Here is a 25,751-nt window from a genome sequence, read left to right on the forward strand (position 1 = left end):
TTGTCTTATTAATCTGGAAGCCTTTTGGGGATAACTACTCTGTTTACTTATAGTACAGTACCGGAGCAGGGGCTTAGCATAGCGCAGGCTCAACTTGCAGCTTGCCTGTGGGTGCGGCTTTTAGTGCGGGCAAACAAAAAAATGCTTTGCTCAAGGAGATTATGCTACCCACAAGGTTAAAGATGTTATGAGTAATTTTGGCAGAATTAATCTGAACAAAGAACAGACTTAATATGAAAAAAGGATTGTATGTACTTACGTTGATGCTGCTTGCGTCAGTTACGGCTTTTGCCCAGTTACGTCACGAGCAGCAATCGCAGATTGGCTTGAAGGCTGGTGCCAACTTTGCCACCATTCAGGATGGCTTTGACCAGCTGGAGGGTATTGACGAAGAGCCCTGGATCCCAAGACTTACCGTTGGACTGGCAACGAGCTTCTGGGCGAATGATTACTTTGCCTTTGCTCCTGAAATTAACTACAGCCAGCGTGGCTTCAGAGCAAGCGGAACTCTGTTAGGTGTAGATTACACCAATACCTACCACTACGATTTTGTTGAAGTACCTTTACTTTTTAGGGCAACCTTTGGCCAACAGATTGTTAGAGGCTACATAAACCTGGGCCCTACTGTTAGCTACATGGTTGCCGGCAAGGAAACTGCAGAAATGGGAGGTATTACCACTGAAAAAAAGATCGATACCGAAGATACAAGGTACAGCCTTTTTGAGGTTGGCGGTGCCGCTGGAGGTGGTTTACACATCAACACAGGTTTGGGTAGCTTTTTGATAGACCTGCGCTATCATACAGGCTTTACAAATATTCAAAAAGAGGAGTTTACGCTGCCTGCATATGTTACAATGGGAGAGGGGCCGGAGAAGTACAGAACCCAGTATGTAAGCCTGTCGCTGATATTTCTTACTCCTCACCGGGAATAAAAATAATTATATTCTGTGTTTAAACCTGCTTCTGCCCGGAGCAGGTTTTTTTATTGTTAATTTTCAGAATAAAGAGATTGGAAAAGCCTGGGTAGCACAGCCTGAAGGCAGAAGAACACCTTCTGCTGCAGCTAAGGTAGGATTTATTAATTCTGTAGAGCAAAAGAAATAAAACCTTAGTCAAAAAGAGCCGTTCTTATGAACGATTATTGTAGAACAAAAAAGTACAGTTATGAGAAAAATTTTTTTTACACTCTTTTTGATGTTGCTGACAACGGCAAGTGTATTTGCCCAGGCACAGGTAGGTTTACGTGCAGGAGCCAACTGGGCTACTGTTATTAGAGAGCAGGATCCACCAGCAGGCGTAGAAACTCCCTGGCGGCCGGGCTTTATGGTGGGTGTAGCTACAAGCTTTGGTGCAGGTGAAATATTTTCTATTGCCCCCGAACTGGTCTTTAGCCAGCGCGGCAATAACTGGGAAGAAGGAGGCGTCAGTAGCAGTACACGCTATAATTTCCTGGAGCTGCCTGTATTGTTTCGTATTTCTTTTGGTGATGTACTGGGCGGTTATATTAATGCCGGTCCTACCTTTAGCTACTTGCTGGGTGGAAAAAGCGATTCGGAAGATGTTAATTTCAGTGAGATTGATGATCCTAAAAGATGGGAGATTGGCGGTTCACTGGGTGGAGGTGTAAAGCTTAATACAGGGGCAGGAACCTTCCTGATAGACCTGCGCTATACCCGTGGATTTTCCGACACATTCTTTAGAGACTTTAGCGGAGACCAGGAGTCCAAGCACCAGCTGATCACTACATCGCTGATCTTCCTGATTCCTTCAGTACAATAACAAGTTTATTTTAAGTAACAGTTAAGAGCCTGCTCCTTTTAGGGGGCAGGCTTATTTATTGTACAGACTGCACCCGGTGCCTGCGTTGTAACCAGTGCAGGTATACCCAGGCTGCTGCTGCCAGTATTGCGCCGGTGGCAAAGGCTGTTGATATATTTTCGACCTTATTGGCATATACCCAGCCGGAGAGCAGAGCGCCTAAGCCAATACCTACCTCCAGCGAAATGTAAAGTGTAGCAAGGCCCCGGCCCCTTTGCCCCTCCTGGCTTAGATCGATAGCCCAGGCAAAAGCCGTTGGAGAATTGATGCCTGCTGCAAAACCAAAGATTATACCTCCAAATAGAAATACTTCCGGTCGCCAGGCAAAGCCCGTAAGGCACATGGCGGCCACGTACAACAAAGCACCCGCCTTTAAAACCGGAGCCCGGCCAATGGTATCGGAAAAGCGGCCGGCAAAGAAACGAACACTTACAGAGGCAAGCGTAAAACACAAAAAGTACAGCCCCCGGTTTGCAATGCCCAGGCTATCGCTAAGGTCGGGTACAAGGGTTAACACCGTGCCTAAAGAGTAAGTAGTAAGTAACAGCACCACACTGGGAGGCATTACCCGTGGCTCCAGAATTTCATGGCGGTTTAGCTTAAGCAGGGAGAGGCGAAAGCTTTGCTTTTCAGCAAGGGTTTCCTTCATGCCTGCCAGTATTACAATAGAAAGCAGTGCAGCTGCAGAAGAAGACCAGAACACCCACTCCAGTGGCGCCACCCGGGCAAGGCTGCTCCCTATAAACGGGCCACAGGCCATCCCCAGGCTGCTGCACAGGCCAACAAATCCCATGGCCTCACCACGCTTGTTTAAGGGCACAACATCTGAAATATAGGCCGAGCTGCCCGTGGGAGTAAAGCCGGTAGAAAAGCCATGCAGCAGGCGTAAGGCCAGAAAGCCTGCAACTGTAAGCACCAGGGGGTACAGAAATCCGCATAATACGCACACAACAGCACCAAAAACCATTACCGGTATGCGGCCTATGGTATCGGTAAGCTTACCGCTGAACGGGCGCGACAAACCTGCCGTAACTGTAAACAAACCAATTATAAAGCCTTTGTACTCGCCCCCGCCCAGGTTCTCCAGAAATGCCGGCAACTCCGGTATAATCATATTGAAACTGCTGAAGAATAAAAAAGTACTCAGGCACAGAAGGCCAAACTGAAGCGTGTAAATAGAATTGTTCATAAATAGCTGCCCGCAAAGTTACGGCACCAGGCGGTGGTGTAAAAGAATAATGCTCCGCAAAGAATAGCTTACCTTAACAGGCTCTCGAACATGTGATTACAGTCTCTAATACTAATGCCCGGTGCCGGTGACAGGGAAAACAAGAGGCTTGCTGGCTGTAGCAGTTTGTAGTTGAAGATTGAAAAAAGTGTAGGTGCGTTTCTTAAAAAGAGAAAACCATTTCAAAACGATGTGCAGCCTCATGGGCGAATAACTAAATCGTTAAAGAAAAAACAGCTTTTTTATTGTGCCAGAAGCGATATGTGGCGGTAGTGATGCTTTTGGCATGGCTTCTGCCAGAGCAGTTAACAGATCCTGATTTATTTTTTTACTAATGTTTTGGCTGATTTTTTAATCTAAATTCCCGTTTAGCACGGACTGGTAAATCTTCCTCCAGTCCGTGTTTTTTTTAAGGGCACTGCAGGAGTGCAGGAAGGATCTTCAGATTCTGGCAGGCAAGGATGATCTGGTGGCCAAACTACGCGGTAACAAACAGCTTAGCCACACAGGGCTAATCCTTTTTAAAAGCCTTTTTGATTTTTTCAATGGAGAGTGCATGTTCTTCTGTTCCCCTGTCGCTCAGTAAAAAGGCTACTGGCTTTAAAAAGGAAAAATGTTCGCAGAAGATTCTGAACATGGCTACAAAAGGAATTACAATGAACATACCTGTTACGCCCCAGATCATGCTGCCTACAATCAGGCTTAATATGGTTACCAGGGGATTCAGGCTAACGTGTCCGCCGGTGATGTTGGGAGTTAATATGTTATTCTCAGTAAACTGGATAAACAGAAAGTAAACAAGCACCCAAAAAGTATAATCTAAATCATCCATGGCAACCATGGAAAAGGTTATGGGAACCAATGCACCAATGAGGGTGCCGAAGTAGGGGATGAAATTAAATAGGGCTGCCGTTATTCCCAGAAGAATAGGATATTTTAAACCAATGATGGTAAAAGCAATTGAATGTACAACAGCCAGTATCATCACCACGGTAAAAACACCGGTCATGTACTTGGTAGTAACCTTGTTCATTTCATTCAGTATTTTTTCTGCCCGGTACTCTTCTTTATCCGGTGCCATTCGAAGAATAAATCTGTAGAACTTGGTGCGGTAGTAAAGCATAAAAAAAATGTACACCGGCATCAGTCCAATAATAACCAGTGTTCTGGTGGTAGCTTTAAAAATCGTTTTTAAGGTATCGTCTAAATTGGTGAGGTTGGCTATTCTTTCTTCAACCCAGTCTCTGATGGTGCTGTTTGATACACCAAACACATCAGAAACCCACTCCTGTGCCTGTCGCAAATTAATGGTTGCCTGCTCCCTCATTTGCGGAAAGTCTTCTACAAATACCGAGAACTGGTCTGAAAAGAAATGAATGACCGCCACCAGCACAACAACAGCTAAAATAATACTGATGAGGTTGGCAAGAATTCTTGCCAGCCCACCCTTTTCCAGAAAATTGGCAATGGGGTACAGCAGGTAAGACAAAAGTACAGCCAGTGCAAGCGGGGCTAAAAATTGTTGCGCTTCAATTAACCCATAAATAAATAAGATAACTAGTAGTAGATAGACCGTTATTTTTTTTGCGAGTACGTAACGCCTGCCCATTTTTTAAAATTCCTTTATTAACAAAATAAAAAAAGGGGGTTATATGTTTGAAAACAGCTAGCAGAAGCAGCCTTGGCCTATAAATTTAACATTGGGAGATGCCGGGTCAGGGCGTGCTGCTGCAACAGACTAATGTACTCCTTAATACTGTTGCAGCAGCATATCCTTACCTCCACAGCAAAGAATAGCTAGCCAGTACTAACCCATACAGGCTTCATTACTTTTTTGGAGCAGCGGTGAGTTGTGTGCTGCCCGGCAAGGGCATAAGTGTATGTAAGCTGGTAGTACGGTTTATCTACAGCACAGCTTTTTCTCCGGGCGTTTTTGGTCTTGGAGCACCGGGGTTTTCGCCTTCGGTGCTGGCTACTACCATGGCTACGGAGGCATCGCCGGTAACATTTACTACCGTACGGCACATATCCAGTATACGATCCGGGGCAATAATAAGTGCAATGCCGGCCGCAGGTACACCAATGGCCTCCAATACAATTATCAGCATAACGAGTCCGGCTCCTGGTACGCCGGCAGAACCAATAGATGCCAGCGTGGCGGTAAGCACAATCATAAGCTGGTCTGACAGGGTTAAGCCAAGCCCCAGGGCCTGTGCAATAAACACAGCGGCAACACTCTGGTACAGGCTGGTGCCATCCATGTTAATGGTAGCCCCCAGGGGCAGCACAAATGAGCTTACCTCCTCGCTTACGCCCAGTTCTTCTTCTACCTGGCGCATGGTAACGGGTAAGGTTGCCGAGCTGCTGGAGGTAGTAAAAGCCAGTAGCTGGGCCGGCCGAATCCCCTCAAAGAACCTTCCGTACTTCATGCGGGTAAACAGCTTGAACAGGGCAGGATACACCACCAGTACCATCAGGGCCAGGCCACCCAGCACGCAGGCGGTATAGGCGCCTAAAGCCTTAAGCAGCTGGTAGGCCCGCTCGGGGTTATCGCCGGCCAGCTCTACCATCAGCGAAGCCATAAGGGCAAAAACACCATAGGGAGCCAGCAACATAATGAACTCCACTATTTTAATAATGATGTCGTTAAGACCATCAAAAAAGCGCACAACCGGTTCGCCCTTTTCTTTTGGTATCTGTAGCAGGGCAATGCCTACAATAAGGGCAAAGAAAACAACCTGCAGCATGCGGCCATTATCTGCCGTTGCCGAAAAAATATTATCGGGCACAATATCTACTACAGGCTGCAGCGGGCTTTGTCTGCGTAGCTGCTCTGCGGTTTCGCCCCTGCTTCCGGCATCGGTCTGGTAGAGGGTCATTAACTCATCGCGTGTTGCGGTAGGAAGTATTTTGCCGGGCTGAAAAATATTAGCAATGAGCAGGCCCAAAGTAACAGCAATAACGGTGGTGCAGAGGTACACAAGAATTGTTTTGCCGCCTATGCGGGAGAGCTTTGATATATCGCCCAGGTTAGCAACGCCAACTATCAGCGATGCCAGCACCAGGGGTACGGCAATCATCTTCAGGGCATTGATGAATATGGTGCCAATTGGCTTTATCCAGTTAATGGTAAATGAAGTTGGCCAGCCAAATTGTATGCTTAACCAACCATACACTAAACCTAAAACAAGACCCAAAACAATTTGAATGTGCAGCGGAATCCTCTTCATTAATAATTTGCTTTGCAGCGAATATAAGAAAAAATGCCACAACCCCGCTGATGCAGCAATGATGGGCCGGTAGCTTTACTTCTCCTGGTTGAGTGACTCCAGCAATAATTTCCAGCCTTGTGGCTGCATTTGCCAGATGCGCAGGTAGTATCCCTTGTTGCCACTCTTAGTGCTGTAGTGGCCGTAGGTATAGCCAAAATCACCTGCTTTGCCTACGGCTGCATAAAGGGGCTGCCAAAGGCTGTACTGCTGGTTTTCCTGTTTCAGCAGCTCGCCGGCTGCTTCAAAGCGGGGGTACTGCCCCTCACGGTAAATGGCTGTGCCGGGGCTAAGGTAGGGGGCGTTGCTGGTATAGGCTTTATCAGTTTCCAGCAAACCTGCTTTGGTGGCTTTCTCATTCTTCCTTTTCAAAGGAGTAAGCGCGTAGCTGGCAGGGTATGCAATAGGAGTATGAGCGGACAGGGCTGTGTGTGGAGAGCCGAAATCGGCTACATTTTTCCAGCTATCATCGGCTTGTTTTTGCCATATAGATGTGAAATGTCCCCACCGCCAGCTGCTGCTGTCTTTCTCGGTAGGCTTGAATACATAAGGGCCGGTGGTAAAGCCTATATCGCTGCCGGCAGAAACAACCGCATAAGTAGGGTGCCAGTACAGCTTGCCACTAATGTTAGAGAGGTTTTGGTAAAAGGGCTTTCCCAGTGTAGGCTTAGGGGTAAAGATCATGCCGCTATCACCCAGGTAGCTTACAAAGGCGGCCTTTACTCCTAAGCTATCTGCGTAGCTGGCAAAAGCTTTTTCTGCCCCTATAAGCGACTGGAGCGACTGCTGGCCCCACAGCGGCGGCATGCTAAACAGTATTAGCAGTACCGGCAAAATCTTTTTCATAAGCCAGAAACCAAAAAATTATGCAAAAACGTAGTGAGATAGCCTACACTTTATTTGCCCTGCTTAACAGATAAGCATCTGCCATTACCAGGGCGGCCATTGCTTCCACAATGGGAACGGCACGGGGCACCACACAAGGGTCGTGGCGGCCTTTGCCGCTTACAGTTACAGCCTCGCCCTGCTGGTTTACACTTTCCTGATCCTGCATAATGGTAGCAACCGGTTTGAAGGCTACCCTGAAGTAGATATCTTCGCCATTGCTGATGCCACCCTGTATGCCGCCACTCTGGTTGGTGCGCGTGCGGATCCGGCCCTGCGCATCGGTATAAAACTGGTCGTTATGCTGGCTGCCACGAAGGGTAATGCCGGCAAAACCACTGCCATACTCAAAACCTTTGGCAGCATTGATGCCCAGCATGGCGGCGCCCAATTCTGCATGCAGTTTGCCAAATACCGGTTCGCCCAGGCCCACGGGTGCTCCTTTGATAACGGCACTCACTATGCCACCAACGGTATCGCGGTCTTTGCGTACGCCATCTATATATTCGGCCATGCGCTCGGCCATTTCGGGATCGGGGCAGCGCACAGGGTTAGTATCGGTTTGGCTAAGGTCCAGTTCCTGGTAGGGCTTCTGAAGTTCTAGTTCGCCCACGCCACTTACCCAGGCCTGCACGCTCATGCCCCACTGCTGCAGGAGTTGTTTGGCTACGGCGCCTGCGGCTACCCGGGCGGCGGTTTCGCGGGCGCTGCTGCGGCCACCGCCACGGTAATCGCGGTGCCCCCATTTGGTCTGGTAGGTATAGTCGGCATGCGAAGGCCTGAAGCTCTCTGCAATATGACTGTAATCTTTGCTGCGCTGGTCCTGGTTGCGGATAAGCAGGCCAATGGGCTGGCCAGTAGTTTTACCTTCAAAAACGCCGGAGAGCACCTCTACCTGGTCGGCTTCCTGCCGCTGGGTGGTAAGGCGGCTCTGGCCCGGGCGGCGGCGGTCAAGCTCGTGCTGCAGGGCAGCTTCGTTTAGCTCCAGTCCGGCAGGGCAGCCATCTATAATAGCACCAATGGCAGGGCCATGCGACTCACCAAAAGTTGTTATGCGGAATAACCTTCCAAACGTGTTCGACATCTCTATTTGCGGATAAGCAATACTACTACTGCAGCGAACATAAGTAAAATTAGGCCATTCACCAACCAGCGCAGGGAGCTGTCTTCATCGAATGATGCTAAATTGTTGCTTACTCCGCTCATTTTCTCATAGAATGAACCTGGATCTGCAGCCATGATCGACTCATTCTTACGGCTGCGGCCTACAGCTTCTACCGTAATACCAGATCTTAAGGTATCGTAGCTGGCGGTGCGTGGGTTAAAGAAGATCCACTGAAAGCGGTCGCCCAGCTCATAAGTGCCTGGCTCGTTAGGTACGGCATAGTAATTAAACTGCTTTACGCCAATTACTGTGTTGCCTGTTTTGCGGGTATTAACGGTTTCATTCGGTTCATACACCGTTAAATTCCTATCCTGCTTAACCTGGGGAGCGCTGATGGCTGCTATATTGCCCTGCCCCACCACGCTAAAGCTGTAGCTGAAGCTTTCGCCGGTTTCTACCTGCTTATTGCTGACTGTTTCTTTAAGCTGGTAATCGCCAACAGCTACCTGCTCTTTTAACGGATGTTCAGGCAGTGCTTTTACTTTAACTTTTAATGGATCGGAATAGAAGGTTTTGAAGCCCTCCTGGCGATCGGGGCCAAAAAATGTGCGCCTTTTGGCAAGCTTGTACTTGATCATCTGCAGGTCTACCGCCGGAAACTCCACTGTTTTGGTATTCAGGGGATAGTAGCGGGCCTGGTAGAGCTTGTACTGACGGTACCGCTCGCCCTTGATCTCTACATTGTTTGCTTTGATCTGGTAGATCTGAAAATTTTCTTCCCAGGCGTCATGTGGTTTCAGTTGCTGAATAATTTTTGTGAGCTGGTTGTTGAGGTCGTAAAATTCGAACACCTGCGGATCGGTTTCCGGAATATAAAATGCCAGGGTAAGGGTAAAGCCTTCGCCAATGTACACCTCCTGCTTATCTACGGTAAGGCCTAAAAAGGCGTGGTCGGGCCTTTCCACATATTCAACATCTTCCTCTACATCGTCTATACCAAATAAATCGTCGAAAAGGCTGCGGGGGCGGTTTTGCCCGTTGCCGCTGTACTGCTGGCGTGGCGGGCCCACACTAATGGTGGTGCCATCAGAATCTACATACTCGCCATTAACTTTTATTCTGAAAGGCTTAAGCCTGAAGTTGCCCTGCTGCCTGGGCATATAAGACTGAATAATGCTGATCTGCTGGCTGCGGCGGCCGTTCACTATTTGTGTGGCACTGGAGGTGGAGATGCCGGCCCTGTCAAAACCATCTATATCGGGAAATGCACTGTAGGACTCAATTTCTCCGTTTTCAATGCTTAGGGTAATGGTAAAAGGCTCGTTCTGCGCAATCTGATTTTCTCCCAGCTGTATGCTAACTTCCTGGCCTACGGCAAAAGTGCAAACCATTAAAAAAAAACTGAGCAGTATATATGATCTTTTTAGCATTTGTGTCGTTATCTTTGCGAGGCTTTGCAAACGAATGAAAAGCCATTATACATAATATTAACTTGACTTTCGGCTAATTATTTTGTATTTTAAGAAACTCAAAGTTAAGCCGGAGATTACAATTTTTTAACCTAAACTGTAAAGTAAAATGCTGGAGTACTTTAAAACAATTCTCAGCAAGGTAAGCTTTAGCAAGGAGTTGTTTGAGAGGGAATTGAGGAAAGCAATTACCTCGCTGGTGCCCAAAGAAGTTGATCAACTTCGGGATTGGTGCTATGCTAAATTTCGTCACCTGTACGAAGAGGTCCTGGACCGCTGCTTCGTTGCCGGGTCTGCTGTGTAAACGATTTGCTAAAAAAACTCAAGCCCTTCCCCCCTTAGAAGGGCTTATTCTTTTACAAAGCGAATGTTTCTCCTCAATCCTTCTAATTTAGTGCGTTTAACGGCCGATTTCTTAAAAAGCTTCGCGAAAATTTCTTCAGTAATTTCTTCCCAATCCTGCTTCCGCATTGCTCCAAGCTCCTGATGAGGTTCAAAGAGAGGCTCCTGGTGCGCCTGCGAGAAGCGATTCCAGGGACATACATCCTGGCAGATGTCACAGCCAAAGATCCAGTTTTCAAATTTTCCTTTTACTTCCTGTGGTATTTCCTCCTTTAGCTCAATGGTAAAGTAGCTGATGCAGCGGCTGCCATCCACCACACCGGGTTTTACAATTGCATCTGTAGGGCAGGCATCTATACAACGCGTGCAGGTGCCACAATAGTCTTTGGCCAGCGGCACATCCGGCTCTAACTCCAGGTCTAGCACCAGCTCGGCTAAAAAAAAGAAACTGCCCATTTGCTTATTCAGCAGCAGGCTGTTTTTACCCAGCCAGCCCAGCCCGGCACGTTTTGCCCACTGGCGTTCCAGCAGGGGAGCGGAGTCAACAAAAGCCCGGCCCTCAATAGCGCCTATTTCTTCCTGCAGCTCCTGCATAAGTTCCCGCAGCTTAGCCTTCACCACATGATGATAATCCTGCCCATAGGCATATTTAGCCAGCTTATAATCGCTGCTGCCGGTTAAATCCTGCTTGGGAAAATAGTTATAGCCCAGCACCACTACCGATTTTGCGCCGGGCACCAGCTTGCGCGGATCGAGCCGAAGGTCAAAATGATTTGCCATGTAGCCCATCTGCCCGTGCATACCTGCCTTTAGCCAGGCCTCCAGCCGGGGAGCTTCTTCCTCCAGGTAGGCAGCTTTGGCAATACCACAAAAGGAAAAGCCCAGTGCTGCTGCTTTATGCTTAATAAGCTGGCTATGTTTTTTTGATGTGCTAATGTGCTAACTTTTTAATGTGCTAATGTTACGGTCTGCGGCGATGGTATGTCAGTTTTGCCTGGCTGCTTATAATTCGTTTATTGCGTATAGCGGGTCTATCTCTAACCACCCGTGTCAATACACCCCATACCCGCATACAGCTAACATACATTCATCTCCGGCACCTTTATCAGGTTACAGGCTTTTCTCCAGCCAGATGCGGTTTTCAGAAACTTCAGCCCTGGGCTCTACTGCTATAATGTTAAATCCCCGGCGCAGGGCAAACTGTAGCATGGCCCGGCAGTGGTTTCTGGTCTTGAAACGCACAGTGGTATAGCCTTGGTTCCGTGCCCAGGCCTCCTGTTGTTCGGCCAGCATGTCTGCAACGCCATGCCGGCGCCAGCTGGGGTGTACACCGCCCATCCAGGAGTAGAAGCAATCTTTGCTTAGCGCATAGCCTACTTTGCAGCCTACTGTTTCTCCATTGGCTACAGCCAGTAAGTTCAGGTGGGGTTTATCGAGTAAACGAGCCCTGTATTTTTCCGGTGGGTAAGCATCAGCAGCAAACTCGGGTATGGTGCTAAGGAAGTGAGCGGCTTCTTCCGGAGTTCCACTTTTAATACTCAGGTCCATTCAATTTCTTTTACACAAAAATAGCCATGCTGCTGGCATAGTTGCAGTAAGTTTTACAAATTCCCGAAAGTAAAAATCCAGCTATGGAGCAGCCTGTAAGATGCGGATGGGCCGAAGGTAAGTTTTCCGATTATGTACGCTACCACGATGAAGAGTGGGGTGTGCCGGTGCACAGCGATCCTGTACATTTTGAATTTTTGGTGCTGGAGAGCGCCCAGGCTGGGCTTAGCTGGGCAACAGTGCTTAAGAAACGGGAGGCCTACCGCTCGGCATTTGCCGGTTTTAACCCGCAGCAGGTAGCAGGCTTTGGGGAGGCAGAAGTAAACGAGCTGCTACAGAACGAAGGAATTATACGTAACGGGGCTAAAATCAGGGCTGCCATCAACAATGCGCAGTGTTTCCTGAAAGTACAGCAGGAGTGGAGCAGCTTCGATAGTTATCTGTGGAGGTTTGTTGATGGAAAGCCCGTTATCAACCATTGGCAGCACGCCAAAGAGGTGCCGGCAACAACACCCTTGTCTGATGCTGTGGCCAAAGACATGAAGAAAAGAGGTTTTAAATTTTTAGGCAGTACGGTTATGTATGCCCATCTGCAGGCCTGCGGGCTGGTGATGGACCATACTACTGACTGTTTCCGCTATCGTGAACTGGCTGGTTTGTAATTTGCAGTTTATCGCTGCGAGCCTCCAATGTTGAAGGGAATGGAAAAGCCCAGCCAGGGCAGAGCAATAAAGTCGCCGCTGGTGTCGGATACCTGGGGAAAAATCAGCCCAAAATCAAGGCCAACTCTTTTGATGATGGCCCTGCTGCCGAACATAAGAAAAGCAAGGGTTTCACTATCAACGCTGATAAAGTAATTTTCGGTAAGCAGGTACCAGTTTTTGCCTACCCTGGTCATGCCACTAAGGGTAATAAGAGGGGTAGAAGACCAGTCGCCGCCTGCATAGCCATAACCAAGGCCAAAGGTGGCATTGTGGTTACGGGAGCCAATGGTACCTACGCCATAGGCCAGGGCAAAGCCTGTTCCTGCTTCGCCAACAACAGACCCCACAAGAGCACCAGCTCCCAGGTTAAATTTGTTTTCTACAATAGGCACTGAAATCTTAGGCGTAAGCCACACGGGCGAGGCGGTTCCGGCAAACAGAAAAAGAGGTACCGTGCCTACGCCAATGGATACGTTGTCTGATATGCCAATACTTGCCTGGTTAAACAATATCCAGATATTTTGGTAGTAGCCCTCGCCCTTGCGGAGTCCGTAGCCGTTAGGTGCCCAAAAGTAACGGGTAGCCTGCGGATTATCTGCCCAAATCTGGCCATTTACGATCTGTTCCGGCGTAATGCGGCTGAGACTGGTGATGTTTATTCTGGCTATTGTAATTTCACCAATGGTGCGGGTCTTCAAAAGGATAAACTCCTCATCCTGGTGTATGATCTGTCCTATGTATTCGTTGCCGTCGCTGGTTTGTACACGGTAGGTGGCAGTTGTATCATTCTCTGTCTGGGCCTGTAGAGGCTGAATAAAAGCACAGAGCATCAAAAAGAATGATAGAACAAATATTGTTTTTGCTTTTTCCCGGGGAGTCATGTAAAAAGGTGGGGTTGGGTATTGCATAATTTACAACTGCTCCCGCTTCTTATAAAGCAGACAGTGGAAATTTTTTACGGTCAGAGTACAAATTATAAAAACGGATTAACCCTCGCCTGCAAGCGACATAACTTTTTTGCTAAATGTTTTGGCCTCTTCCGGTATGGAGGCTTCGAGGGCGGCTAAAGGGCAATATAAGCTGGCAACATAGTCCATGTCCAGATAACTGGCAGTAAGCCTGAAAGGCACCTGAAAGCCTTCTGGCAATACCTTATCTGCGCCAACTGCAATCAGAAAGACTTTTTTACCTTTTAACTGCCGTCCCTGCTTTTTTGAGGTGGTGATAAGATCGGTTAAGCGATCAAAAAATACCTTCATGTGTCCGCTCATGCTGTACCAGTAGATTGGCGTGCCAAACACCAGCACAGCATGAGCAAGCAGTTCCTGCACCAGCTCCTGAAAGGTGTCGTCGGGCGGGTAAATGTCCGAGTAGTTGTAGTGGTAAACTTTATAATCGGCTAGGTTTAGCACCCGGACCCTCTCTTTGCCAAAAAGCTGCTCCACCAGCCTGGATGTATTGCCTGCTTTACGGGCGCTTCCCATAATTACCAGGGGCAGGTGGTGACTGGCTTTTTCCATTTGCAGTACAGGCTTCAGGCAAGCAGACTTTTGATCTGCGTTATGCGGTAATGGCGTTCCAGTGAAAATGTGGTTTCTGTGGCTTCCAGGTGCTCGTAAATGGCCAGGGCACGCTCCCACAAGGCACGGGCGGTAGCGGTATCTTTCTGCAGCAAAAAGCCCTCGGCAGCTTCGTACAGAATATCCGCCATGGGCGCCAGGTGCTCGGGCTGAAACTGGTGTTCCTGTTGCAGCCAGCTTACCAGCTCTTTGGGGCTTACTGCAATCATGCTGATGAGGTTCAGGGAAAGCACTCTTTGCATGGTTTCATCTACCATCTGTAGCGCTTCCCCCACCTGTCCCTGCTGCTTGAGGCCCAGCATATCAGCCAGCATCTTACCCAATACCCTCCCCAGCTGGTCTATTTGTTTTTTAAGATAATCTCTGCGTTCAAAGCCCATCAAAAAAATTGTTAGGTGCGTACTAAAATAATTCAACTCATTTATCAATGCTGAAATTACAAAAATGTGCATTGAAGATTGATAGTTTTATTTACTGCATATCACCAAAAGAAGATCCTAAAGCAGCGGTATATATTCTATGACAAGCGCTGAAAGTTTCTGGCTGATGAAGGGCCGCCAGAGCCTTACTCTTTGAATAAGTAAAGAATGCATCTATTGCCTTGATCTTACCCTCTTTGTATTCTAACTGTGTTCGAAAGTGATTGGTCCAGAACTTAGGTGTATTTGCACCTGAATGGCTGTCAACTATGGGCTTTTCTATGTAGGTACTCTGCTTTGTGATGGCATATTGATAATAAGAATATTTTATGCTGCCACCACAACCAGATCCTGTAGGCGTACTGCCTGTAGCATACGTCCCTATCTCAAAAGAATTACTTTTACCAAACAGGGCAGGTTCAATAAGGATGAAGGGTAAATTTTTTCTTAACTGTTTAACAGCTTTATCGAAGGGAAGTCTTTTATCTGATGCAGCGGGCTCACTCCCAAAGAAAGGCCATGGGGTATTGGCGTAGTAGTTAATCGGTTCCGGGTGCCAATTTTTTCTGCCTTATTGTTATTGATTAGCCAGAAGTTTAATTTTTTCCACCAACAGTAATGGCTGCTTTAATGCTACCATTTTTTTCGATGAGAAACATTTCCTTGCTCTGTGCATCCTCCCCAACAGGAAAAACTGTCTCGTTTTTTGAAAACATTTCCTTTGCATGGAGATTGAATGTTTGCCCGATCAACAGGTAAATCAGGATGAGGTAGCGCATGATGGCTGGCTTTTGTTGAGCGGCAAATCTGGATGAAAAGCAAGAAATAGATCTTTCTAATTAGAGGTTTTCCTTACCTTTACCCTATGGCCAAACCCGATAAAAAACTTTTTCTGCTCGATGCCCTGGCTCTTATTTACCGGGCCCATTTTGCCTTTAGCAAAAATCCGCGCATCACCAGTACAGGCCTTAACACAGGGGCTGTATATGGTTTTACCAACTCTCTGCTGGAGATCATTCAGAAAGAAAAGCCTACCCATATTGGTGTAGCCTTCGATACCGATGTGCCAACCTTCCGGCATGTAGAGTTTGAAGCCTATAAGGCGCAGCGCGAAAAACAACCCGAAGATATTAAGATAGCAAAGCCATACATTCGTCAGCTGATCGAAGCATTTAACATACCCATCCTGGAGGTAGACGGTTTTGAGGCCGACGATGTGATTGGTACGCTGGCTAAAAAGGCCTGCCGGGCGGGTTTTGAGGTATTCATGATGACGCCTGACAAAGACTTTGGCCAGCTGGTAGAGGAGCATATTTACCACTACAAGCCTGCCTATATGGGCAATGCAGTAGATATACTGGGGGTAAAGGAAGTACTGGAAAAGTGGGATGTGGAGCGCATTGACCAGGTTATTGATATGCTGGGCCTCCAGGGCGATGCCGTAGACAATATTCCCGGCATCCCGGGCATAGGCCCCAAAACGGCCTCCAAGCTCCTGAAGGAGTACGGAACCGTAGAGAATATTGTGGCCCATGCCGATGAAATAAAAGGAAAGAACGGCGAGCGCATCAAGGAATTTGGTGAGCAGGGCATTCTATCCAAGCGCCTGGCAACCATTAACCAGGAGGTGCCGATAGATTTTGATCCTGATGCCCTACTATATACCGGTCCCGATGATGCTAAACTAAAGCCCCTGTTGCAGGAGCTGGAGTTCCGCAGCACCATGCGCCGCCTCTATGGCGAAGAAGGCACCAGTGCCGTAGCTGCCGCAACAGCAGCAGTTGCTAAAAAAGCGCCCAAACAGGGTGCTTCCCTGCAGGGCGACCTCTTTGCACCCGCCGCCGATAGTCAGGAAACTGAACAGGATGGTACAGAGGTGATGACAGCCGTTGCCGACCTGGCAGCAGAAGACCACAGAACCCTTGCCGGCCCGCGTACCATCTATAACTCCACCCACCACTATCACCTGATGCAGACCCAAAGGCAGCAGGAGGAGCTGGTGAAGCACCTGAAACAGCAAAAAGGTTTTTGCTTCGATACCGAAACCGATGCGCTTGATCCGGTAGAGGCCAGGCTGGTAGGCATAAGCTTTAGCTGGTATCCTGGCGAGGCTTATTATGTGCCTGTACCAGAAAATGAAGCGGAAGCTAAGGAGCTGATTGGCCGCTTTAAAGAGGTGCTGGAAGATGAGAAAGTGCGCAAGATTGGCCAGAACCTGAAGTACGATATACTGGCACTACGCAAATATGGTATAGAGGTGCAGGGGCCCGTTACCGACACTATGATTGCCCACTACCTGCTGGAGCCCGATATGCGCCACGGCATGGACCTGCTGGCCGAAACCTACCTCAACTACAAGCCTGTAAGCATCACAGAACTGATTGGCAGCAAGGGCAAAGATCAGAAAACCATGCGTGATGTGCCGCTGGAGGCCATTAAGGAATACGCCGCCGAAGATGCCGACATAACCCTGCAGCTGGAGCGCAAGCTGATGCCCCTGCTGAAGCAGGAAAAACTGCTGAAGCTGTACGAGGAGGTGGAAGCCCCCCTGGTGCACGTACTGGCGGATATAGAATACAACGGAATTAATGTTGATACTGATGCCCTGAAAGAACTTTCGGTGCAGCTCGACCAGGAAGCGAAAGAGCTGGAGAAACAGATTTACCAGGAGGCCGGCGAGGAGTTTAATATTGGCTCTCCCAAACAGCTGGGCGAAATACTATTCGATAAGCTTAAGCTGATTGACAAGCCTAAGACTACAAAAACAGGCCAGTATGCCACCGGCGAAGAAATTCTGATAAAGCTGGCCGATGAGCATGAAATTGTAAAGCACATTTTAGAGTACCGCCAGCTAACCAAGCTTTGCAGTACGTATATTGATGCGCTGCCCAAGCTGATCAGCCCGCGCGATGGCAGGGTGCATACCAGCTTTAACCAGGCCGTAACAGCCACCGGCCGCCTGTCTTCTACCAATCCCAACCTGCAGAACATCCCAATCCGTACCGAGCGGGGGCGGGAGATCCGCAAAGCCTTTGTGCCCCGCAGCGAAGGGTTTACCCTGCTCTCTGCAGATTACAGCCAGGTAGAGCTGCGCCTGATGGCTGGCTTTGCTAAGGACGAAGCCATGGTAGAAGCCTTCCGTGAAGGTAAAGACATTCATGCTGCCACCGCAGCCAAGATCTATAAAATAGACATTGAAGCCGTAGATTCTGATATGCGCCGGAAAGCCAAAACGGCCAACTTCGGCATTATTTACGGCATATCTGCTTTTGGCCTGGCCCAGCGCCTGAACATACCCCGTAAAGAAGCATCTGATCTGATTGAGGCCTACTTCCAGGAGTTTCCGGGGGTGAAGAAATACATGGACGAGAGCATCCACAAAGCCCGCGAGCAGGAGTATGTGGAAACCATTATGGGCCGCCGCCGCTACCTGCGCGACATCAACAGCCGCAACCAAACTGTTCGGGGCTTTGCAGAGCGCAACGCCATTAATGCCCCCATCCAGGGTTCTGCTGCGGATATCATTAAAGTGGCCATGGTAAACATACACCACTGGATGAAAAAGCAGCAGCTGAAAAGCCGCATGGTGCTGCAGGTGCACGACGAATTGGTGTTTGATGTGCACCTGGATGAACTGGAGTTGATGAAGGAGCACATCCCCCTTTTCATGAGCACCGCCGTAGACCTGCCCGTACCGCTTGAAGTAGGCCTCGGCACCGGCCCCAACTGGCTGGAAGCACATTAAATTTTGTCTTTACTCTAATTTTAAATGGGCGCAGGAGTTTCTTGTGCAGTTAGCAATATAAGACCTACCTGTAGCAGCAGGTGGGTCTTCTGTATTAATATACCTTTGAAGGTTAACCTGTATATGAATGAAAATGTAAAATGTCTGTACTAGCTTTATATGAGAATAAAAATGGGGAAGCTCCCGGAATAAGTAGATTTTTTAAGTTGATGTAGCTGTAGCACTCATTTTTCAGTTTTTGTTTTTTTTGCGCTTTACCCAAAGCATTTTTAATCAATGGAGTTTCCGCTTTTACAAGACATCGTTATCATCTTAGGGCTTGCCGTCCTGATCATCCTGCTTTTTCAGAGGCTAAAAATGCCTTCTATTCTTGGCTTTCTGATAACCGGGATTGTTGCCGGACCTCATGGCTTAAGCCTTATCCATGCCCGCCACGAAGTAGAAATGCTGGCAGAAATTGGCGTAATCTTTCTGCTGTTTGTGATTGGTATTGAGTTTTCCCTGAAGGGTCTGGCCTCTATCAAAAACACGGTAATCTTGGGAGGTAGCCTGCAGGTGTTCGGTACCATTCTGGCAACTGCAGTTATCACTAAAATACTGGGCCTCCCCTGGAGCCAGGCGGTGTTTATGGGCTTTCTGTTATCGCTAAGCAGCACGGCAATTGTACTGAAGCTGCTGCAGGCAAAAGCAGAAATCACGGCACCGCACGGGCGTATTGCTGTAGCCATCCTCATCTTCCAGGATATAATTGTGGTGCCCATGATGCTGCTCACGCCCATTATATCCGGCCAGGCAGATAACATCGCCACAACCCTGCTGGTGTTAACTGCAAAAGTGATAGGAGTGGTGGGAGTAATCATTCTTTTGGCCCGCTATGTTGTGCCTACTGTGCTTACACTGGTGGTAAAAACCCGCAGCAAAGAGCTTTTTATTCTTACCATTATAGTGCTTTGTTTCGCCACGGCCTGGCTTACCTCTTCCATAGGGCTGTCGCTGGCATTGGGTGCTTTTTTTGCAGGCCTGGTTATTTCAGAATCTGATTACAGCCACCAGGCAACGGCTAATATTCTGCCTTTCCGGGAGATCTTCATCAGCTTCTTTTTTGTATCCATTGGTATGCTGCTGGACATGGGCTTTTTCATAAGCCACCTGTTCCAGGTACTGCTGCTAACAGCAGGCGTTATTTTACTGAAGGCCCTGGTGATTTCAGTGGCTGTAGTAGCGCTTCGTTACCCGCCCAGAACAGTTGTGCTTACAGCCTTTAGCCTGTTTCAGGTAGGGGAGTTTGCCTTTTTACTTTCTACCGTAGGCCTGCAATACGAACTGATGGAGGATATTATTTACCAGTATTTTCTGGCTATTTCTATCCTTACCATGGCTGCTACGCCTTTCATTTTTGCCCAGGCTGCCGCTATTTCTGATTTCCTGGTGAAGAGAACATTACCAGCGCAGGTGCGCGAACGGCTTGAAAGACGTAGCAAGGCAATAAGTGCTGCTGTTGATCATGAAGTCCTGCACGATCATGTGGTGATTATTGGTTATGGCATCAACGGGAAAAACGTTGCGCGTGCTGCCAAAAATGCCCAGATCCCCTATGTGATCATCGAGATGAATCCGGATACGGTAAAAACGGTTAGAGCCGAAGGTGAACCCATCATGTACGGTGATGCCTCTCAGGATGTGATTTTACAGCATGTGCACGTACAGGAGGCGAGGGTGGTGGTGGTGGCCATTTCCGATCCCGATGCTACCAAAAAGATTGTGGCGCAGATCAGGCAGTTCAGCAAAACAGTCTACATCATTGTGCGTACCCGCTATGTGAGCGAAATTGAAGAGAACATTCGCCTGGGTGCCGACGAGATCATACCAGAAGAATTTGAAACCTCTATTGAGATATTTACCCGGGTGCTAAAAAAATACCTGGTGCCACAAGACCAGGTAGAATCATTTATCAATTACATAAGATCGCAGAACTATGAGATGCTGCGGAGCCAGAGCAGCCTTTCGCGGGTGGTGCCAGACCATCTGCAGTTAACCATACCCGATGTAACCATAAGCACCCTGCCGGTGTACCAGGGGAATAATAAAATAGTAGGCAAGAGTGTATCCGATTCCGGGCTGCGAAAAAACTTTGGGGTAACGGTGCTGGCCATAAAACGCGGAAGTCATTTTGAAACCAACATACGGCCAGAGCAAACCATTGAGCAGGATGATGTGCTGTATGTCTTTGGCTCACCCGATAACATCTCTGCCCTGAACAGCTTCCTGGAGATGTAGAAGGCTGATTCTTCCAGAATTATGCGGCAGTTTCAGGAGGGTGGCATTAAAAAAAGAGCCACCCTTGTAAAGGTGGCTGTAGCAAAAAGTCTTCGCTGAATTAAAAAGGGATAGTTAGTTTAGGGGGCCTGCTCTGCAGCGATCTGATCTTCCTGCTGCAGAATTACCTTTATTTTTTCAATGGCCAGCTCATTATTGGGATCATCCAGGCTGTTGCTCACCACCAGACCTTCGCGGTTCAGCACTACATATGACCAGTCCGGTAGCTTCACCTGCTGTCCTGGTTTTGGCCTGTTGATAATGCTCTTAAGATAATCATTAGCGTCGGCATACACCATGCGCTCGTAAGCATCGCGGTTATCGATCATGGAAAGCTGCAGAAACTTAACATCCTTAAAGTTAGCCAGCTGTTTCTTAAGTAGTTCATCGTGCTTTTGCAGTTCGGCAGGGTCTGCGTCCTGTATGTTATTATCGAAGCGAACCAGCACAATATGGCCTTTCAGTACACTTAGTGGAACATCGCGGCCATTCTTGTCTTTGAACACTACCTTTGGCTTATTCACCTCAAATACGTTCTGCATTTTTATAAGCTCATGCAGCTCGTTCTTGTATGGCTGCACGGGGCATTCATTTGCAAACTCAATGTATTCGTCTTTTACTACATCCAGCCCTATATAAGAAATAGCTTCTACCAGGTACACAGCCTGCACATGGTATTTGGGTAATGCACGCAGGTTTTCGGCAGCCAGTTCGTACATGTGGTTGTAATATTGCTTGTCCTGCTCTGGCTGCATTTTATGTGCAATGGCATACAGGTACTGCATGTAGTTTGTCAGGAAAGTGCGGTAGCTGTCCAGGCTTATTACATCGTAATTATGCAGCTTTACCTCATCGATAAAGCTGTAGTAGTTTTCGGGCAGCTTAGCCTTTTTGCCTTTGATGTTCTGCAGCTGGTTTGCATAAGCAAAAAGATCGTTAGCCCAGAGGTAATCGAGGTTGGCCTGCTGATAGGTATACAATGCAGGGCTTAAGCTTGGTCTTTTGCTGGTAAGGGCAATCAGTTGTTCTTCTTTGCGTTGTTTGCTCCAGGCTACAAACTCTTCTACCGATTTCTTTTTGAACTTCTCTTTAAGATCGTCTGTGCTAAGTTCGTGGGTCAGGTAGAACTTAGTCAGGTAAGCATTATCTTCGGCGCCATCTCCGCTAAAGCGGATGCTGCTGGCAAAGTCATTGGCATCAAAAACAATCTGCAGCTGGGAGCCCGGCTCAACAAAGATAGCGGCAGAGTGCTTGCCGTAGTAAACACGGCCAAACATGGCCTCCCGTACATAGGCTACAAACTGGAAATTGTTATTATCATCCAGGCTGGTGGTAGAAGCATGGTCTTCTTCGCCGGGCACAAAAGAATGCAGTACCACCCGCACCTGCTTGTCTTTGGCATTCAACACCTCGCCTGAAATAGATATATTGTTCACTTCTGCCATTAGCAGAAGCGGCATGAGCAACAATCCAATAAATGTTGTTATCTTCTTATGCATTGAAACAATATCCTTCTTATCAGTTTTCCTTACATCCAAATTTTAGGTTGAGATTAGATGCAGGAAGTTCTTCCGGCATGCAATCTTACTAAGAAGTTGTGAGTTTAGCTAATAAAATCAAATTTTTATTAGAAAGTTGCAATTAATTAAGTTTTGCTACACTCCAAAATCTTCTTCTTATACAGAGGTTTTCTTACATTAGTTTTCTGTCATATATACACTACGTTCGTTTTTTGACAGAGGTTTTATGTGTGAGAAAAAACCTTAAATAAAAGCATAAAAGCTCGTTACAGGGCACAAATGCTGATCTGCTTTATGTATAGCAGGCCAGGCATTCTGGCAAATTAATTATCTTTGCCTTAAGCTGGTGGTAAAGGCACATAAAGCATCTGCTAAACAAAAGTGTGCGGCAGTGCTGCTGCTTTTGCCTGTCTGCTCCTGCTTTGCCGGTGTACCTGCAACAGCGAGATACAAGGCTGGCGGAGCAGGAGCTGGCTGTGACTGGGCTGCTTTACGGCCGGTGAGTGCAAACGCCTTATGCTGGCACCCTATTAGCTGCAGCTGCTGCTACAAACTGCTGATCGGAATTTTCTGCAGAATTGACCTGACAAGATCCTTACCTGTTACTGCTTCGGCTTCGGCTTCGTAGTTGAGCAGAATGCGGTGGTTTAGTACGTCTTCTGCTACTTCCTTTACATCTTCGGGCAGCACATAATCGCGCCCGTCGAAATAGGCTACTGCCTTGGCGGCAAGATTTATGTTGATACTGGCACGGGGCGATGCGCCAAACTGGATGTAGGCAGCTTCGTCTTTAAGGCCGTAGTTAGCAGGCTGGCGGGTAGCCCATACCAGCTCAATAATGTAGCGCTCCAGCGAATCATTGATGTTCACGGCATTGATCTCATCTCTTATTTCAAAGATATCTTCTTTGGTAAGGATGGTGCCAACCTGGGGCTTAAAGGTTGTGTTGGCCATGCGGCGCATGATCTCCAGCTCCTCGTCTTTGGTGGGGTAATCTACAAACACCCGCATCATAAAACGGTCTACCTGTGCTTCGGGCAGGGGGTAGGTTCCCTCCTGGTCTACGGGGTTTTGGGTTGCCAGTACCAGAAAAGGTCTGTCGAGCTGGTAGGTGGTATCGCCAATGGTAATTTGCTTTTCCTGCATGGCCTCCAGCAGGGCACTTTGTACCTTGGCAGGGGAGCGGTTTACCTCATCGGCCAGAATGATGTTGGCAAAGATGGGGCCCTTCTTCACCTCAAAGTTGCTGGTTTGCTGGTTATAGATCATGGTGCCAATGAGGTCGGCGGGCAGCAGATCCGGGGTAAACTGCAGGCGTTTAAAGTCCAGGTGCAGTACCTGGGCCAGTGTATTTACGGTAAGGGTTTTGGCCAGGCCCGGCACACCCTCGAGCAAAATGTGTCCGTTGGTAAACAGGCCAATCAGCAGGCGGTTTATCATGTGTTGCTGCCCCACCACCATTTTACCTACCTCGTGAAACACATCTTTGATTTTCCGCTGATGATCCTGGCGGCGATCGCCCGCCTGGCTACTGCTGCCTGAAAAAAAGTCTTCCATCTATATAAGGTGTATCTTTATCTTTTATTTACTGAACAACTGAAGATAGGAACGCGCCCGCGCTCCAATTGGTATTTACACTTATGGTTTAAGTTGGGTGGTCCAGACCAGCGAAACTGTTACAGACATTTGCTGGCTTGCATTAAAAACATTGTTACGTGCCAGGTTTGGCTGCAGCCTGTTGCTAAGCGTGTAGGCAAAGCGTCCCTCCAGTTGCAGCAGGTTATTGCCAAGGCGCACAGCAGGCCCTAGCCCGCCCAGCAGCCCATAGTGCCAATTGAGCCTGGGCTGGCTCCTGTAATCAATACTATAAACAACCTCAGTACCATTTTCTATTATTTTTTCGCCCAATATATAGGAGGCAAATGCCCCGCCCGTAATGAGCAGCTGCAGGCGTCCGCTCCCTACCACTACCAGGCTCTGAATAGGCAGGCTCAGGTGCTGTTCTTCTATATGAAACGCCTCACTGGTGCCGGGAAACAGGTGCCAGCCCTTTTGTTCCATCAGTAGCTCCAGTTGTATACCTAAGTGAGGCGTGTTTAAGCTACGGAACAGGATGCCTCCTCCTATACCGGGCGTCCACTCCTGCGCCGGTGCAGCCAGGTTGGTAAACTCATTAAACTGAATACGGTGTAAACCATAGCCTCCGCGAACACCAACCGACAGCTGCCCAAATGCTGTACCTGAAAAAAGGCAACAGCAACATACTAGTATAACAAAGTGCTTCATTCTTAGCAACAAAGATTGGGCTTTTGGTATTATTGTGCAACAGATTTAACAACTGCCTGACGAAGATAGCGTTTTGGTGCTATAAAAGATTGTGCAGTTCATATATACCCGTAAATAAGGCTACCATCCTATAACGCCTTTAAGCAGGAATACACCCCCGGAGGTATGAATATTAATGAAATAAGTGCCAAACAGCTCAGGCTCCTGGAACTCTCTGAACAGGAGCATGAGATTTATAAAAAGGTGTACACGAACAGTGGCAGCATAGAGCAGCTTAACCGTTACCTGCAGCAGCAGGGAATTTTTGACCAGTATCGCCAGATACATGCCGAGTATGTTGCACTTTGCTGTTTTAAAACCGAAAGATATGTGCGTAACGAAGCACTGAAACGGGCTATTTTTCTTAGCTGGTATGCAGAGGTGGAGCCAGCCTCCTTTACCGGTCTTGCCGATTTATGGGAAGATAAAATCACCGAGGCCTACTTTGCGCTAAACAGAATAATAGAGAAAGGTTGGATGAATGAGGAGCTTGCCTGGATGCTTACCTATTACAGCAGCTGGGACTGGGTAATACTGCAGTATACAGAAAATAAAATACATGCAGTAACGAAATGGGTGAGGGCAATTAATGCTCATGAAGCAACCCTGCCATTGGGCTTGCTGCCAAAAGGCACTATGGATAAGCGAGGGCTCATGGGCCTGTATTTTAAAGAACTGGGCGTTGAGCAGGCATAGCAGCCCTTTATGGCTTGGCTGTTGCCTATAGCGGCAGTAGCTGCAGTTGGAACAGTTGCCTGTTAGAGTGTTTGCCCTTTAGAGCGGCAGATGATTAGAGCAGTGTTTGCTAAACCAGAGCCGGCTTTAACGGTTTCTTAAGCATGACAGCAGAAGAAATACGCCAGCACCTGCACCGCCTAATTGATGCACTACCCGCCGAAGAGTTGGTAAGGCTGGAGCAGGATATTGAAAAGCATGAGCAGGCACTGCAACGGAGGCAGCTAATTGCTCATATTATTGAAGAAGATGCTCGTTTGCTAAAACGCCTGGGCCGATGATAGAGTGGGAAGAACTAGTTTACCTCCACGAAATGCTCAACGAACGCTTTTTTGGTGACACAGGCATTCGCGATGAGCGCGGGCTGGAGGCAGCGCTGGCCCGGCCCCTGGCAAGCTTTGGTGGGCAGGATCTTTATGAGGGCCGCCTGGAAAAAGCAGCTGCGCTGACAGAAAGCCTGGTTAAAAATCATCCCTTCCATGAAGGAAACATCCGAACTGCCTATGTAGTCATGAAGCTGCTGCTCCTGGAGGCGGGGATGCAAATAGATGCCACCGAAGAGGAGCGGCACAGCCTGATGCTGGATATTGCCACCAGCCAGGCCGGTTATGAGCAGATAGTGGAATGGCTGCGGCTGCACCTTGTTAAGTAAAGTGCAGGCATGATTATGAAAAACCTCAACACCAACTACTCAGGAGGTGCTAAGTGTTTACCTTTCCCCTCTTTTTCCGTTAAAGCCTTAT

General features: G+C 48.1%; 24 protein-coding genes. 9 read left to right on the forward strand and 15 right to left on the reverse strand.

All coding sequences use genetic code 11. The features are described 5' to 3' along the window. Nucleotides 1-233 precede the first annotated feature (233 nt). A complete protein-coding gene (locus KWJ01_RS26695; RefSeq protein ID WP_225000198.1) occupies nt 234-932 on the forward strand; it encodes a porin family protein in 699 nt (232 codons plus the stop codon). A gap of 232 nt (nt 933-1,164) precedes the next feature. Continuing rightward, nucleotides 1,165-1,779, forward strand: coding sequence for a porin family protein (locus KWJ01_RS26700; protein ID WP_225000199.1), 615 nt, complete (start codon nt 1,165-1,167; stop codon nt 1,777-1,779). Between the two features lie 55 nt (nt 1,780-1,834). Here the strand turns inward: KWJ01_RS26700 and KWJ01_RS26705 are convergent, their stop codons facing one another. The 6 genes from KWJ01_RS26705 to KWJ01_RS26730 all read right to left on the reverse strand — a co-directional run bounded on the left by KWJ01_RS26705 (nt 1,835) and on the right by KWJ01_RS26730 (nt 9,696). Continuing rightward, on the reverse strand, nt 1,835-3,007 hold the full coding sequence (locus tag KWJ01_RS26705; protein ID WP_225000200.1) for an MFS transporter: 1,173 nt from the start codon (nt 3,005-3,007) through the stop codon (nt 1,835-1,837). Nucleotides 3,008-3,557: 550 nt separating this feature from the next. Next, nucleotides 3,558-4,655: an AI-2E family transporter gene (locus KWJ01_RS26710; RefSeq protein ID WP_225000201.1), complete on the reverse strand. Its 1,098-nt coding sequence runs from the start codon at nt 4,653-4,655 to the stop codon at nt 3,558-3,560. Between the two features lie 295 nt (nt 4,656-4,950). Further along, nucleotides 4,951-6,276: a dicarboxylate/amino acid:cation symporter gene (locus KWJ01_RS26715; RefSeq protein WP_225000202.1), complete on the reverse strand. Its 1,326-nt coding sequence runs from the start codon at nt 6,274-6,276 to the stop codon at nt 4,951-4,953. A 75-nt stretch (nt 6,277-6,351) separates the two neighbouring features. Further along, the gene (locus KWJ01_RS26720; RefSeq protein WP_225000203.1) at nt 6,352-7,161 is read right to left on the reverse strand and encodes a nuclear transport factor 2 family protein; all 810 of its coding nucleotides are present in this window, start codon (nt 7,159-7,161) and stop codon (nt 6,352-6,354) included. A gap of 43 nt (nt 7,162-7,204) precedes the next feature. Further along, a complete protein-coding gene (gene aroC / locus KWJ01_RS26725) occupies nt 7,205-8,284 on the reverse strand; it encodes a chorismate synthase (RefSeq protein ID WP_225000204.1) in 1,080 nt (359 codons plus the stop codon). A 2-nt stretch (nt 8,285-8,286) separates the two neighbouring features. After that, on the reverse strand, nt 8,287-9,696 hold the full coding sequence (locus tag KWJ01_RS26730) for a BatD family protein (protein ID WP_225000205.1): 1,410 nt from the start codon (nt 9,694-9,696) through the stop codon (nt 8,287-8,289). A gap of 187 nt (nt 9,697-9,883) precedes the next feature. Between KWJ01_RS26730 and KWJ01_RS26735 the strand changes: the two genes are divergently transcribed. Next, on the forward strand, nt 9,884-10,078 hold the full coding sequence (locus KWJ01_RS26735; protein ID WP_225000206.1) for a hypothetical protein: 195 nt from the start codon (nt 9,884-9,886) through the stop codon (nt 10,076-10,078). A 44-nt stretch (nt 10,079-10,122) separates the two neighbouring features. Here the strand turns inward: KWJ01_RS26735 and queG are convergent, their stop codons facing one another. Further along, nucleotides 10,123-11,052, reverse strand: coding sequence for a tRNA epoxyqueuosine(34) reductase QueG (queG, locus tag KWJ01_RS26740; protein ID WP_225000367.1), 930 nt, complete (start codon nt 11,050-11,052; stop codon nt 10,123-10,125). 174 nt (nt 11,053-11,226) lie between these two features. Beyond that, nucleotides 11,227-11,664 carry a GNAT family N-acetyltransferase gene (locus KWJ01_RS26745; RefSeq protein WP_225000207.1) on the reverse strand — a complete coding sequence of 146 codons (438 nt, stop codon included), beginning with the start codon at nt 11,662-11,664 and terminating at the stop codon, nt 11,227-11,229. Between the two features lie 83 nt (nt 11,665-11,747). On the opposite strand from KWJ01_RS26745, the gene KWJ01_RS26750 reads away from it, so the two are divergent. Then, nucleotides 11,748-12,326, forward strand: coding sequence for a DNA-3-methyladenine glycosylase I (locus tag KWJ01_RS26750; protein WP_225000208.1), 579 nt, complete (start codon nt 11,748-11,750; stop codon nt 12,324-12,326). A gap of 8 nt (nt 12,327-12,334) precedes the next feature. Here KWJ01_RS26750 and KWJ01_RS26755 read toward each other — a convergent pair whose 3' ends face one another. From KWJ01_RS26755 to KWJ01_RS26770, 4 genes are all read right to left on the reverse strand, one after another. Continuing rightward, a complete protein-coding gene (locus tag KWJ01_RS26755) occupies nt 12,335-13,276 on the reverse strand; it encodes a hypothetical protein (protein WP_225000209.1) in 942 nt (313 codons plus the stop codon). A gap of 78 nt (nt 13,277-13,354) precedes the next feature. Continuing rightward, nucleotides 13,355-13,888, reverse strand: a complete 534-nt coding sequence (locus KWJ01_RS26760; protein WP_225000210.1) for a flavodoxin family protein — start codon at nt 13,886-13,888, stop codon at nt 13,355-13,357. Nucleotides 13,889-13,902: 14 nt separating this feature from the next. Further along, nucleotides 13,903-14,328 (reverse strand): hypothetical protein, encoded by a 426-nt coding sequence (locus KWJ01_RS26765; protein ID WP_225000211.1) that lies wholly within the window; start codon nt 14,326-14,328, stop codon nt 13,903-13,905. A 635-nt stretch (nt 14,329-14,963) separates the two neighbouring features. After that, nucleotides 14,964-15,146: a hypothetical protein gene (locus KWJ01_RS26770; RefSeq protein ID WP_225000212.1), complete on the reverse strand. Its 183-nt coding sequence runs from the start codon at nt 15,144-15,146 to the stop codon at nt 14,964-14,966. 86 nt (nt 15,147-15,232) lie between these two features. On the opposite strand from KWJ01_RS26770, the gene polA reads away from it, so the two are divergent. Beyond that, nucleotides 15,233-18,112: a DNA polymerase I gene (polA, locus tag KWJ01_RS26775; protein WP_225000213.1), complete on the forward strand. Its 2,880-nt coding sequence runs from the start codon at nt 15,233-15,235 to the stop codon at nt 18,110-18,112. A gap of 276 nt (nt 18,113-18,388) precedes the next feature. Then, entirely contained in the window at nt 18,389-20,389 is a 2,001-nt protein-coding gene (locus tag KWJ01_RS26780; RefSeq protein ID WP_225000214.1) for a monovalent cation:proton antiporter family protein, read from the forward strand. A gap of 119 nt (nt 20,390-20,508) precedes the next feature. On the opposite strand, the gene KWJ01_RS26785 is transcribed toward KWJ01_RS26780, so the two are convergent. The 3 genes from KWJ01_RS26785 to KWJ01_RS26795 form a co-directional block, all read right to left on the reverse strand. Then, nucleotides 20,509-21,888, reverse strand: coding sequence for a hypothetical protein (locus KWJ01_RS26785; RefSeq protein WP_225000215.1), 1,380 nt, complete (start codon nt 21,886-21,888; stop codon nt 20,509-20,511). A gap of 606 nt (nt 21,889-22,494) precedes the next feature. Beyond that, nucleotides 22,495-23,505: a MoxR family ATPase gene (locus KWJ01_RS26790; RefSeq protein WP_225000216.1), complete on the reverse strand. Its 1,011-nt coding sequence runs from the start codon at nt 23,503-23,505 to the stop codon at nt 22,495-22,497. A gap of 81 nt (nt 23,506-23,586) precedes the next feature. Beyond that, on the reverse strand, nt 23,587-24,234 hold the full coding sequence (locus KWJ01_RS26795) for a porin family protein (protein WP_225000217.1): 648 nt from the start codon (nt 24,232-24,234) through the stop codon (nt 23,587-23,589). A gap of 165 nt (nt 24,235-24,399) precedes the next feature. Between KWJ01_RS26795 and KWJ01_RS26800 the strand changes: the two genes are divergently transcribed. The 3 genes from KWJ01_RS26800 to KWJ01_RS26810 all read left to right on the forward strand — a co-directional run bounded on the left by KWJ01_RS26800 (nt 24,400) and on the right by KWJ01_RS26810 (nt 25,660). After that, nucleotides 24,400-24,969, forward strand: a complete 570-nt coding sequence (locus KWJ01_RS26800; protein ID WP_225000218.1) for a hypothetical protein — start codon at nt 24,400-24,402, stop codon at nt 24,967-24,969. A gap of 143 nt (nt 24,970-25,112) precedes the next feature. After that, nucleotides 25,113-25,289 carry a hypothetical protein gene (locus KWJ01_RS26805; RefSeq protein ID WP_225000219.1) on the forward strand — a complete coding sequence of 59 codons (177 nt, stop codon included), beginning with the start codon at nt 25,113-25,115 and terminating at the stop codon, nt 25,287-25,289. Next, the gene (locus KWJ01_RS26810; protein WP_225000220.1) at nt 25,286-25,660 is read left to right on the forward strand and encodes a type II toxin-antitoxin system death-on-curing family toxin; all 375 of its coding nucleotides are present in this window, start codon (nt 25,286-25,288) and stop codon (nt 25,658-25,660) included. The genes KWJ01_RS26805 and KWJ01_RS26810 overlap by 4 nt, the downstream gene beginning before the upstream one ends. The last annotated feature ends 91 nt before the right edge of the window (nt 25,661-25,751 follow it).

The organism is Cesiribacter sp. SM1 (assembly GCF_020178975.1).
Classification (GTDB): Bacteria; Bacteroidota; Bacteroidia; order Cytophagales; family Cyclobacteriaceae; genus Cesiribacter.